The sequence below is a fragment of the Burkholderia sp. Ac-20353 genome (assembly GCF_017104785.1).
GTDB lineage: Bacteria > Pseudomonadota > Gammaproteobacteria > Burkholderiales > Burkholderiaceae > Burkholderia.
The window spans coordinates 1-11,894 of sequence record NZ_JAAGPL010000234.1 but is presented as its reverse complement, the minus strand read 5'-3'; the positions used below and the strand labels follow the sequence as shown (position 1 = coordinate 11,894).

At 66.2% G+C, this 11,894-nt stretch carries 11 protein-coding genes; 8 read left to right on the top strand and 3 right to left on the bottom strand.

The genetic code is table 11. The annotated features are described in order from the left end of the window. Positions 1–129: 129 nt before the first annotated feature. From queA to secF, 5 genes are all read left to right on the top strand, one after another. Entirely contained in the window at positions 130–1,197 is a 1,068-nt protein-coding gene (queA, locus tag G3N94_RS35830; protein ID WP_205798860.1) for a tRNA preQ1(34) S-adenosylmethionine ribosyltransferase-isomerase QueA, read from the top strand. A 105-nt stretch (positions 1,198–1,302) separates the two neighbouring features. Beyond that, positions 1,303–2,490: a tRNA guanosine(34) transglycosylase Tgt gene (gene tgt, locus G3N94_RS35825; RefSeq protein WP_205798858.1), complete on the top strand. Its 1,188-nt coding sequence runs from the start codon at positions 1,303–1,305 to the stop codon at positions 2,488–2,490. Between the two features lie 257 nt (positions 2,491–2,747). Continuing rightward, the gene (gene yajC, locus G3N94_RS35820; RefSeq protein WP_124601106.1) at positions 2,748–3,074 is read left to right on the top strand and encodes a preprotein translocase subunit YajC; all 327 of its coding nucleotides are present in this window, start codon (positions 2,748–2,750) and stop codon (positions 3,072–3,074) included. Between the two features lie 106 nt (positions 3,075–3,180). Continuing rightward, a complete protein-coding gene (gene secD, locus G3N94_RS35815) occupies positions 3,181–5,196 on the top strand; it encodes a protein translocase subunit SecD (RefSeq protein ID WP_205798856.1) in 2,016 nt (671 codons plus the stop codon). A 16-nt stretch (positions 5,197–5,212) separates the two neighbouring features. After that, positions 5,213–6,163 (top strand): protein translocase subunit SecF, encoded by a 951-nt coding sequence (gene secF, locus G3N94_RS35810; RefSeq protein WP_205798854.1) that lies wholly within the window; start codon positions 5,213–5,215, stop codon positions 6,161–6,163. A gap of 194 nt (positions 6,164–6,357) precedes the next feature. Here the strand turns inward: secF and G3N94_RS35805 are convergent, their stop codons facing one another. From G3N94_RS35805 to G3N94_RS35795, 3 genes are all read right to left on the bottom strand, one after another. Then, a complete protein-coding gene (locus G3N94_RS35805; RefSeq protein ID WP_205798852.1) occupies positions 6,358–6,951 on the bottom strand; it encodes a YceI family protein in 594 nt (197 codons plus the stop codon). A 63-nt stretch (positions 6,952–7,014) separates the two neighbouring features. Beyond that, positions 7,015–7,575 (bottom strand): YceI family protein, encoded by a 561-nt coding sequence (locus tag G3N94_RS35800; protein WP_205798850.1) that lies wholly within the window; start codon positions 7,573–7,575, stop codon positions 7,015–7,017. Positions 7,576–7,583: 8 nt separating this feature from the next. Next, complete coding sequence (locus tag G3N94_RS35795; RefSeq protein WP_205798848.1) at positions 7,584–8,144, bottom strand: cytochrome b; 561 nt, start codon at positions 8,142–8,144, stop codon at positions 7,584–7,586. Here G3N94_RS35795 and G3N94_RS35790 point away from each other — a divergent pair. The 3 genes from G3N94_RS35790 to G3N94_RS35780 form a co-directional block, all read left to right on the top strand. After that, positions 8,143–9,693, top strand: coding sequence for a paraquat-inducible protein A (locus G3N94_RS35790; protein WP_346778762.1), 1,551 nt, complete (start codon positions 8,143–8,145; stop codon positions 9,691–9,693). The two genes, G3N94_RS35795 and G3N94_RS35790, sit on opposite strands and share 2 nt — an antisense overlap. Beyond that, positions 9,686–11,326: an MlaD family protein gene (locus G3N94_RS35785; RefSeq protein WP_205798844.1), complete on the top strand. Its 1,641-nt coding sequence runs from the start codon at positions 9,686–9,688 to the stop codon at positions 11,324–11,326. The genes G3N94_RS35790 and G3N94_RS35785 overlap by 8 nt, the downstream gene beginning before the upstream one ends. Further along, positions 11,323–11,894: PqiC family protein (locus G3N94_RS35780; RefSeq protein WP_205798842.1), on the top strand; the 572-nt coding region annotated here is incomplete at its 3' end. The genes G3N94_RS35785 and G3N94_RS35780, both read left to right, overlap by 4 nt.

The window sequence follows — 11,894 nt, the reverse complement described above, 5'->3', positions numbered from 1 at the left end:
CGGCTTTCACGTCGTCCAAACGAGCGACGCCGGCCAAGCCGCGCACCCCGCCATCATAGCGGCTCGCGCGCCCCATTTACGCGTTTCCGCCTGCCGGCGGCGCACGCCGGCCGCTTCGAACCAGCCCGCATGTTCACGCTTTCCGATTTCGATTTCAATCTGCCCCCCGAGCTGATCGCGCAAACCGCGCTGCCCGACCGCACCGCGAGCCGCCTGCTCGAGGTCGACAATTCGGTCGAGCCGGCCCGTCTCGTCGATCGCCGCTTCACCGAGCTGCCGTCCTGCATCCAGGCCGGCGACCTGCTCGTGTTCAACGACACCAAGGTGCTGAAAGCGCGCTTCTTCGGCCACAAGGCAAGCGGCGGCAAGATCGAGGTGCTGATCGAGCGCGTGACGGGCACGCACACCGCGCTCGCGCAGATCCGCGCAAGCAAGTCGCCGGGCGCAGGCACGACGCTGACGCTCGCCGACGCGTTCGACGTGACGGTCGGCGAGCGCGTCGAGCCGTTCTTCACGCTGCATTTCCCCGCGCCGTGCCTGACGCTGATCGAGCAGTACGGCCGCCTGCCGCTGCCGCCGTATATCGAGCACGATCCGGACGCGACCGACGAAACTCGCTACCAGACCGTCTATGCAAGCAACCCGGGCGCGGTCGCCGCGCCGACGGCAGGCCTGCACTTCGATGCGCCGATGCTCGCGAAGCTCGACGCGATGGGCGTCGAACGCGCGACGCTGACGCTGCATGTCGGCGCCGGCACGTTCCAGCCGGTGCGCGTCGAGAACATCGCCGAGCACAAGATGCACAGCGAGTGGTACGAACTGCCGCAGTCGCTCGTCGACAAGATCGCCGCGACCCGTGCGCGCGGCGGCAACGTGATCGCGGTCGGCACGACGTCGATGCGCGCGCTCGAGGCCGCGGCGCGCGACGCCGACGCCGCGGGCCGGCCGCTCGCCGCGACGCAGGCCGAGACCGACATCTTCATCACGCCCGGCTACGCGTTTCGCGTGGTCGACCGTCTGGTGACGAACTTCCACCTGCCGAAGTCGACGCTGCTGATGCTGGTATCCGCGTTCGCGGGTGTCGACACGATCCGCGCCGCGTACCGGCACGCGATCGACGCGCGCTACCGCTTCTTCAGCTACGGCGATGCGATGCTGCTCACGCGGCGTAAAGCGCAGGAAGCGCCCGGCGCGTAAACTTCGCACGCATCGCGCTCAACCGATTTTTTTACCGCCGCCGGCATCCCGGCGGCGTTTTCAACATGCGCCGGACTGTTTTCCGGTGGCAAGGAGAACAATACGATGACCGAAGGCCCCTCCCACGATCACGATACGCACGAACACATCCGCCCGCACAACGGGCTGAAGTTCGACTTGCTGACGACCGACGGCCACGCGCGGCGCGGCCGCGTGACGCTCAACCACGGCGTCGTCGAAACGCCGATCTTCATGCCGGTCGGCACCTACGGCACCGTGAAGGCGATCCAGCCGCGCGAGCTGCATGAAATCAAGGCCCAGATCATCCTCGGCAACACGTTCCACCTGTGGCTGCGCCCGGGCCTCGACACGATCGACGCGCACGGCGGCCTGCACGGCTTCATGGGCTGGAACAAGCCGATCCTGACCGATTCGGGCGGCTTCCAGGTGTTCTCGCTCGGCGACCTGCGCAAGATCACCGAGGACGGCGTCACGTTCGCGTCGCCGATCAACGGCGACAAGCTGTTCCTGTCGCCGGAAGTGTCGATGCAGATCCAGAAGGTGCTGAACTCGGACGTCGTGATGCAGTTCGACGAGTGCACGCCGTACGCGACCAACGGCGTGCCGACCACGCACAAGGAAGCGGCCGATTCGATGCGGATGTCGCTGCGCTGGGCAAAGCGCTCGCTCGACGAGTTCAACCGGCTCGGCAACCCGAACGCGCTGTTCGGGATCGTCCAGGGCGGGATGTTCGAGGACCTGCGCGACGAATCGCTCGCGGGCCTCGCCGAGCTGGATTTCCACGGCCTCGCGATCGGCGGGCTGTCGGTCGGCGAGCCGAAGGAAGACATGATGCGCGTGTTGCAGCACGTCGGCCCGAAGCTGCCCGCGCACAAGCCGCACTACCTGATGGGCGTCGGCACGCCGGAGGACCTCGTCGACGGCGTCGCGAACGGCATCGACATGTTCGACTGCGTGATGCCGACCCGCAATGCGCGCAACGGCTGGCTGTTCACGCGCTTCGGCGACGTGAAGATCCGCAACGCGACGCACAAGAACTCGCTGAAGCCGCTCGACCCGAGCTGCGGGTGCTATACGTGCCAGAACTTCTCGCGCGGCTACCTGCATCACCTGCACCGCGTCGGCGAGATCCTCGGCGCGCAGCTCAACACGATCCACAACCTGCACTACTACCTGCAGCTGATGAGCGAGATCCGCGAAGCGATCGAGACGCACACGTTCGACGCGTTCCGCCAGCGCTTTGCGGAGGACCGCGCGCGAGGGGTCGACTGACGGGCCGGCGGCGCCGCGCGCGATGCGCCGGCGCCGCCCACCTGACCGGACAAGTACCAGACAAGTACTAAAAAGGCACGGACAGGTATCGGTTCGAACCGCCAAACATTACAATCACCTTTCTTTCCAGGCAGCAACGGCACCCGATCGCGCTTTAACAGCTTGATCCCAAAGCGCATTTGCCACGCCGTTGCGACTTGGGGCCGGTGGTAGAATAACCGGCTTAATTTTCGATCTTCCCTTACGGAGAGACCAACGTGCCGTTCATTTCCAATGCCTTCGCGCAAGGTGCCGCGGGTGGCGCCGAATCGAGCCTGATGAGCTTCCTGCCGCTCATCCTGATGTTTGGCGTGCTGTACTTCATCATGATCCGTCCGCAGATGAAGCGGCAGAAGGAGCACCGCAACATGCTCTCCGCCATGGCGAAGGGCGACGAAGTCGTCACGAGCGGCGGCGTCGTCGGCAAGGTGACGAAGGTCTCGGAAGCCTACATCGGCGTCGAGATCGCCGAAGGCACCGAAATCACCGTGCAGAAGGCCGCAGTGACGACCATTCTGCCGAAGGGCACGATCAAGTCGCTGTAAGCCCTTCGCCGAGCGTCCGGCCTTCCGCGCCGCGCCCGCCCGAGAAGCGGGCCGCCACGGTGCCGGACGCGATGCTTTCCAGCCAACTACCCCGTTCGGCCCCCTCATGAATCGTTACCCAATCTGGAAATATGTCGTGATGGTCGTGGCGCTCGCCATCGGCTTTCTGTACACATTGCCCAATTTCTTCGGCGAAGCGCCGGCGGTGCAGGTGTCGAGCGGCAAGGCCACGGTCAAGCTCGACTCGGCGACGCTCAGCCAGGTCGATGCCGCGCTCGCAGCCGCTCAGATCACGCCGGACGACGTCACCTTCGAGAACACGGCCGCCAACGCGAACATTCGCGTGCGCGTGAAGGACACCGATACGCAACTGCGCGTGAAGGACCTGCTGCAGAAGACGCTGAACGCCGATCCGAACGATCCGCAGTACATCGTCGCACTGAACCTGCAGAGCGCGTCGCCGCGCTGGCTGACCGCACTGCACGCACTGCCGATGTATCTCGGCCTCGACTTGCGTGGCGGCGTGCACTTCCTGCTGCAGGTCGACATGACGGGCGCGCTGACGAAGAAGCTCGATTCCGACGCATCCGACACGCGCACGCTGCTGCGTGACAAGAACATCCGCGACGGCGGCGTGAGCCGCGTCGATCAATCCGTCGTCGTCAATTTCAGCGATCCGCAGACCGCCGATGACGCGCGCAAGCTGCTCACGTCGTCGATCACCGAGCTGCAATGGGCGACCCAGCCCGGCGGCGGCGGTGTGCAGGTGGTCGGCACGTTCACGCCGGCCGTGCAGAAGGCCGTCGAAGACGCCGCGCTCAAGCAGAACCTGACGACGCTCCACAACCGGGTCAACGAACTCGGCGTGTCGGAGCCGATCCTGCAGCAACAAGGCAGCGACCGCATCGTCGTCGAACTGCCGGGCGTGCAGGACACCGCGAAGGCGAAGGACATCATCGGCCGTACCGCGACGCTGGAAGCGCGCCTCGCCGACCCGCTCAACACGCACCCGAATCCGAACGATCCGGTGCCGCCGGGCGAGGAACTGTTCACGCAGGGCAACCAGGCGCCCGTGCTGCTGAAGAAGGACGTGATCTTCACCGGCGACCGCATCATCGATGCATCGGCCGGCTTCGACGAGCACCAGCGTCCGTCGGTCAACCTCCGCCTCGACTCGGCGGGCGGCCGTTCGGTGCGCGCAGTGTCGCGCGAGAACATCGGCAAGCCGATGGCGATGGTGCTGTTCGAGAAGGGCAAGGGCGAAGTGCTGACGGTCGCGACGATCCAGTCGGAGCTCGGCGACCGCTTCCAGATCACGGGCCAGCCGACCCCGCAGGCCGCGGCCGACCTCGCGCTGCTGCTGCGCGCCGGCTCGCTCGCAGCCCCGATGGACATCATCGAGGAACGCACGATCGGCCCGAGCCTTGGCGCCGACAACATCAAGATGGGTATCCACTCGGTGATCTGGGGCTTCTGCGCGATCGCCGTGTTCATGATCGCGTACTACATGCTGTTCGGCGCGATCTCGGTGATCGGCCTGTCGGTGAACCTGCTGCTGCTCGTCGCGGTGCTGTCGCTGATGCAGGCGACGCTGACGCTGCCGGGCATCGCCGCAATCGCGCTCGCGCTCGGTATGGCGATCGACTCGAACGTGCTGATCAACGAGCGCGTCCGTGAAGAACTGCGCGCCGGCCAGCCGCCGCAGCTCGCGATCCAGTCCGGCTACGCGCATGCGTGGGCAACGATTCTCGACTCGAACGTCACGACGCTGATCGCCGGCCTCGCGCTGCTCGCGTTCGGCTCGGGCCCCGTGCGCGCGTTCGCGATCGTGCACTGTATCGGTATCCTGACGTCGATGTTCTCCGCGGTGTTCTTCTCGCGCGGGCTCGTCAACCTCTGGTACGGCGGCCGCAAGAAGCTGAAGTCGCTCGCGATCGGCCAGGTGTGGAAGCCGGAAGGCGCAATCGCCGGCGCCGCGTCGTTCACCGCCGCGGACGAATCGACCGACACCGCGCGCGCCGCGAAGCTCGCTGCTCCCGCGAACGCCAACGCACCGCGCACCGGCAAGCCGCAGCTGCGCAACCGCGCGGCGTCGCAGAAGAAACCGGGCTCGCCCCGTTAAGGACCCGGAGACGACCATGGAATTTTTCCGTATCCGTAAAGACATCCCGTTCATGCGGCACGCGTTGGTCTTCAACGTGATCTCGCTGGTAACGTTTCTTGCCGCCGTGTTCTTCCTGTTCCATCGCGGGCTGCACCTGTCCGTCGAGTTCACGGGCGGCACGGTGATCGAAGTGCAGTATCAGCAGGCTGCGCAGCTCGAGCCCGTGCGGACGACGCTCGGCCAGCTCGGCTACGCCGACGCGCAGGTGCAGAACTTCGGCACGTCGCGCAACGTGCTGATCCGCCTGCAGCTGAAGCAGGGCCTCACGTCCGCGCAGCAGAGCGACCAGGTGATGACCGCGCTGAAGGCGCAAAGCCCGGACGTGACGCTGCAGCGCGTCGAGTTCGTCGGCCCGCAGGTCGGCCGGGAGCTCGCGACCGACGGCCTGCTCGCGCTCGCGTGCGTCGTGATCGGCATCGTGATCTACCTGTCGTTCCGCTTCGAATGGAAGTACGCGGTCGCCGGCATCATCGCGAACCTGCACGACGTCGTGATCATTCTCGGCTTCTTCGCGTTCTTCCAGTGGGAGTTCTCGCTCGCGGTGCTCGCGGCAATTCTGGCGGTGCTCGGCTACTCGGTGAACGAGTCGGTCGTCATCTTCGACCGGATCCGCGAGACGTTCCGCCGCGAACGCAAGATGAGCGTGCAGGAAGTGATCAACCACGCGATCACGACCACGATGTCGCGCACGATCATCACGCACACGTCGACCGAAATGATGGTGCTGTCGATGTTCTTCTTCGGCGGCCCGACGCTGCACTACTTCGCGCTCGCGCTGACGGTCGGCATCCTGTTCGGCATCTACTCGTCGGTGTTCGTCGCGGGCTCGCTCGCGATGTGGCTCGGCATCAAGCGCGAAGACCTGATCAAGGAAAAGAAGCTCGCGCACGATCCGGACGATCCGAACGCGGGCGCGCAGGTGTAAGCGATTCTCTGCTTCGGCACACTGCTTCGGCAAACGGAAAAGGCCGGTTCTCGCGAACCGGCCTTTTTATTTTCCCGTTCTCGTTCGCCTGGAGCGCATGCCGCGCCGGACAATAAAAAACCGCCGCGTCCCGACGGGAAACGCGGCGGTTGCTCGCACGGCGGCTCACGCCGCCGGTCGCGATCCGGGCCGGCTTACTGCTTGGTCGCGTCCTGCTTGACCGCCTCGGCCGTGATCAGCAGCTTGGTCGCCATCTTGAAGCCGTACGCCTTGCCGTAATCGACACCGAAATCGCCACGATCGAATTCGCCGACCGCGTCGACACCGCACACTTCACGCTTGAGCATCGGGTGCGGCATGCACTTGAACGAGTCGATCTTCAGCGTCAGCGGCTTCGTCACGCCGTGCAGCGTCAGGTTGCCGACGACTTCGGTCGGCTTGTCGCCGTCGAACTTGATCGTGCCCTTGTAAGTCGCTTCCGGAAACTTCGACGCATTGAAGAACTCGGCCGACTGCAGGTGCTCGTCGAGCTTCGTGTTGCCGGTGCTGACCGACGCGATGTCGGTCGTCACTTCGACCGTGCCGGTCTTCGCCGCGCGATCGAGCGTCACCTTGCCCTGCGACTTGTCGAACTTGCCGCGCCACACCGACAGGCCGCCGAAGTGGTCGGCCTCGAAGCTCGGGTACGTGTGGGTCGGGTCGAACTGGTACGTCGACACGTCGGCGAATGCCGAAAACGACAGCGAAGCGGCAAGCGCACCCGCCGCGATCATCAGATGCTTGTTCAATTCAATCTCCTTGGAATGTCGCCGTGCTCATGCGCGGCGCCCGGTTACACGACATTGCCGCGCTTACTTCGCGGACACGATATGAAACTTGATCTGCACTTCGTCCGCGACGACCGACGTGTCCTTCCACTCGCCGGTGCCGACGTTGAATGCCGAGCGCTTGATCGGCAGCACGCCGTCGAAGGTCTGCGTCGCGCCGTTCTGCGTGATCGTCACGGGCACCGTGACGGTCTCGGCCTTGCCCTTGATCGTCAGCTTGCCGGTCACGCTGTACTTGTTGCCGCCCGCGGGCGCGATCGCCGACGACACGAAGGTCGCCTGCGGAAAGCCTTTCGCATCGAACCAGTCCTTGCCGGCAACCTGGTCGTTGTACATCTTGTCGCCGAGGTCGTAGCTCGCGATGTCGATCGACACCTGTGCGCTGCCCTGCGTGGCCTTCGCCGGATCGAACTTGATCTGCGCGGCGAACTTCTTGAACACGCCTTCGGTCGGCACGTTCATCTGCTTCGACACGGCGGACACCTTGCTCTTCGCCAGGTCGACGTCGGCGTGCGCCGCGCCCGACGCGGCAAACGACACCGCGGCGAGCGCGGCCAGCATGGAGCGGGAGAAAGACACTTTCATGGGATCCTTCATTTGGCAAAGGGAAGCATCCGCGACAGCAGGCCGTCACGGTCCATCAACTGATGCTTGATCGCCGCGAGCACGTGCATCGTGACGAGCGCAAGCAGAATGTAATTCAGAGACACATGGAGCGTCTTGAAGGTTTCCTTCAGCACCGGATCGGGATCGATCAGGCGCGGCAGCGGCACGATGCCGAGATACACGACCGGGATGTTTGCCGCCGAGCTGTACAGGTAGCCGGTGGCCGGGATCACGAGCATCAGCGCGTACAGCAGCCAATGCACGCCATGCGAGCCGACGCGCTGCCAGGCCGGCATGCCGGCCGGCAGCGACGGCGGCACGTGGGTCGCGCGCCACAGCACGCGGATCACGGCGAGCGCGAACGCCGTCACGCCGATCCACTTGTGCCACGAGAAATACTTGAGCTTCGTCGGCGTAAAGCCGGGGATGTCGGTCATCACCCAGCCGAGCGCGAAGCCGCAGACGATCAGCAGCGCGATCAGCCAGTGCAGCGCGATCGCCGTCTGTGTATAACGTGCCGGCGTGGCCAGCAGCGGTTTCGATGCCATGGAGTCCTCAGTTCAGCAAAGTGCAGCGCGGCTCCGATTCGTCCGACGCATGCCAAGGGCGCCATGCTACCGCAACCTTTTGGCGCGCGCGGGATCCGACAACGGACGTGCCAGCCGGCTGCCAGCTTCGCGCCACGTTACCGACCAGTCACACGGCGCGTCGCTCTTGACACCGCGGAAAGGCCGTTTTGGTAAGATTGGCGCGGGTTCCGGCCCCGTCGATGCGTCTTCCCGCTGTCGCGCAACCGCTTTCTCCATGCAACGAAACGACCTGATTGCCTGTCACGAGTGCGACGCACTGTTGCACAAACCGCGCGTTGGCGGTCGCGACAGTGCGCACTGCCCGCGCTGCAACGCGCTGCTCTACCGCAGCGCGTCGGCCCAGCTCGACCGGATCTGCGCGCTCGCGCTTGCGGCGCTGATCACGTTCGTGATCGCGCAGGCGTTCCCGATCCTCGAAATGGACGTGAACGGCAACCGCGTGCAGACGACGCTGATCGGCGCGATCGATTCGCTGCGGCACCAGGGCATGGCGCTCGTCGCGGTGATGGTGTTCTGCTCGACCGTGCTGTTCCCGCTGATCGAGATGGCCGCGCTGCTGTACCTGCTGTTTCCGATGCGGCGCGGCGTGATCCCGCCCGGATTCAATCTCGTGCTGCGCGCGGTACAGCTCGTGCGCCCATGGGGAATGATCGAGGTGTTCATGCTCGGCATTGTCGTGACCATCGTCAAGATGGTCACGCTCGCGCGCGTCGTGCCGGAAGCCGCGCTGTTCGCGTTCGCCGCGCTGACGCTGATGATCGCGGTCGTGCTGATGTTCGATCCCGGCATGCTGTGGGACATCGCCGACGACCTGCGTGCGGGCCGCGCGCCTTCGCGCGACCGCGGCGCCGCAGATCTGCCGGAGGCCCCCCCGCCGATGACGTCGCCGACCGCCGACCGCGAGGGCCTCGCCAGCTGCCACACGTGCGGGCTCGTGCAGCCGCTTTCCGACGCGCACGCACATTGCGCGCGCTGCGGCGCCGCGCTCCATTTCCGTACGCCGAACAGCCTCGCGCGCACCTGGGCGCTGCTGATCGCCGCCGCGATCCTGTACATCCCGGCGAACCTGCTGCCGATCATGCGCACGTCGTCGATCGTCGGCTCGCAGGAAGACACGATCATGAGCGGCGTCGTGCTGTTCTGGGTATCGGGCGACTGGCCGCTCGCCGTCGTCGTGTTCGTCGCCAGCATCCTCGTGCCGATGCTGAAGCTCGGCGTGCTGCTGCTCCTCGTGATCAGCGCGCAGCGCCGCTCCGCTTGGCGACCGATGCAGCGCACGCGCCTGTTCCGGATCGTCGAGCACATCGGCCGCTGGTCGATGCTCGACATCTTCGTCGTGACGCTCACCGTCGCGCTCGTCCACTTCCGCTCGCTCGCCATCATCACGGCCGGCCCCGGCGCGCTCGCGTTCGGCTCGGTCGTGATCCTCACGATGCTCGCGTCGATGCAGTTCGATCCCCGCCTGATCTGGGATCCCGTCGAAACCACTGGGAAACACCATGAATAGTCCGCAAGACCCGCAGGGGGCCGGCCATCCGTCTCCCCCCGACGGTCCCCGCCCGCCCGATCCCGTGATCTCGTCGAAAAGCGGCTGGCTGCCATCGCTCGTCTGGCTCGTGCCGCTGATCGCCGCGCTGATCGGCATCGGCCTCGTGATCAAGTCCGTGCGCGAGCGCGGCCCGGAAATCACGATCAGCTTCCACAGCGCCGAAGGCCTCGAACCCGGCAAGACCCAGGTCAAGTACAAGGACGTCGAGATCGGCATGGTCAAGACGATCTCGCTGTCGAAGGACCTGTCGCGCGTGCTCGTCGACGTGCAGCTCAAGAAGGAATCCGAGGACTTCGCGGTCAAGGGTTCGCGTTTCTGGATCGTGCGGCCACGCATTGGCGCGACCGGCGTGTCGGGGCTCGGCACGCTGCTGTCGGGCGCGTACATCGGCGTCGACGCCGGCCGCTCGTCCGAAAGCGAGACCGACTTCACGGGCCTCGAGACGCCGCCCGCCGTCACCGGCGACCAGAAGGGCACGCAGTACGTGCTGCGCGGCGATTCGCTCGGCTCGGTCGACATCGGCTCGCCCGTCTACTACCGTCGCGTGCAGGTCGGCCAGGTGGTCGGCTTCGCGCTCGACAAGGACGGCACGGGCGTGACCTTCAACGTGTTCGTCAACGCGCCGTACGACCAGTACGTCGGCGTCAACTCGCGCTGGTGGCAGGCAAGCGGCGTCGACCTGCGGCTCGACTCGAGCGGCTTCAAGCTGAACACGCAGTCGCTCGCGACCGTGATCCTCGGCGGCATCGCGTTCCAGGCGCCGCCGAACCAGACCAGCGGCGCGAACGCACCGAACAACACGACGTTCCGCCTCGCGTCCGACGAGACCGACGCGATGCGCGACCCGGACGGCCAGCCGCTGCAGGTCGTGATGAACTTCAACCAGTCGCTGCGCGGGCTCTCGGTCGGCGCGACGGTCGATTTCCGCGGCATCGTGCTCGGCGAGGTCACGAAGATCGGCATCGAGTTCGAACCGCAGACGAAGACGTTCACGATGCCGGTGACGATGAACATCTATCCGGAACGCCTCGGCCCGCGCTTCCGCGAGACGATCGCGAGCAAGGGCGAACCGGCCCGCCGCCAGATCGTCGAGCGCCTCGTCCAGCACGGGCTGCGCGGCCAGCTGCGCACCGGCAACCTGCTGACGAGCCAGTTGTACGTCGCGCTCGACTTCTTCCCGAAGGCGCCCGTCGTGAAGATCGATATGGCACGCCAGCCGCTCGAGCTGCCGACCGTGGCGAACTCGCTCGACGAGCTGCAGGTGCAGGTTGCCGACATCGCGAAGAAGCTCGACAAGGTGCCGTTCGACCAGATCGGCTCGAACCTGAACAGCGCGCTCGCGAACGCCGACCGGCTGTTCAAGCAGCTCGACACGCAGGTCGCGCCCGAGGCGCGCGACACGCTGTCGGCCGCGAAGCAGACCTTCTCGACCGCGGAAGCGACGCTGCAGCAGGATTCGCCGCTGCAGTCCGACGTGCGCGGCGCGCTGAAGGAACTCACGCGCACGCTGCAGTCGCTGAACGCGCTCGCCGACTATCTCGAGCGTCACCCCGAATCGCTGCTCAAGGGCAAGCCAGGAGACCAACCATGACGACACGCGTGAACGCACTTGCATGTGGCGCGGCGCTGGCCGCCGCGCTGGCGCTCGCCGCGTGCGGCTCGCCGCCCGCGCGGTTCTACACGCTGAGCCCCGCCGACGCGACGCTCGCGACACGCACCGCGCCCGCCAACCCGCCGTTCCTGATCGAGGTGCCGTCCGTCGGCGTACCCGAGCAGGTCGCGAAGAACCAGCTCGTCGTACAGAAGAGCGCCGCGCAGGTCGACGTGCTCGAGCAGGAACGCTGGGCGTCGCCACCCGCCGACGAGATCCGCCGCGCGCTGTCCGACGATCTCGCCGCGCAGCTCGGCACGATCGACGTCGCGAACTCCGCGACGCCCGCCGGCGTGCCTGTCTACCGCGTGAGCGTCAATGTGCAGCGCTTCGAGTCGTGGCCGGCCAGGCGCGCGGCGATCGATGCGGTGTGGAGCGTGCGCGCGGTCGGCACGCCGTCGGTGATGACCTGCCGCACGAGCATCGCCGAACCCGTCGGCGACGGCTACGACGCGCTCGTCGCCGGTCACCGCCGCGCGCTCGACGCGATCGCCGCGCAGGCCGCGGA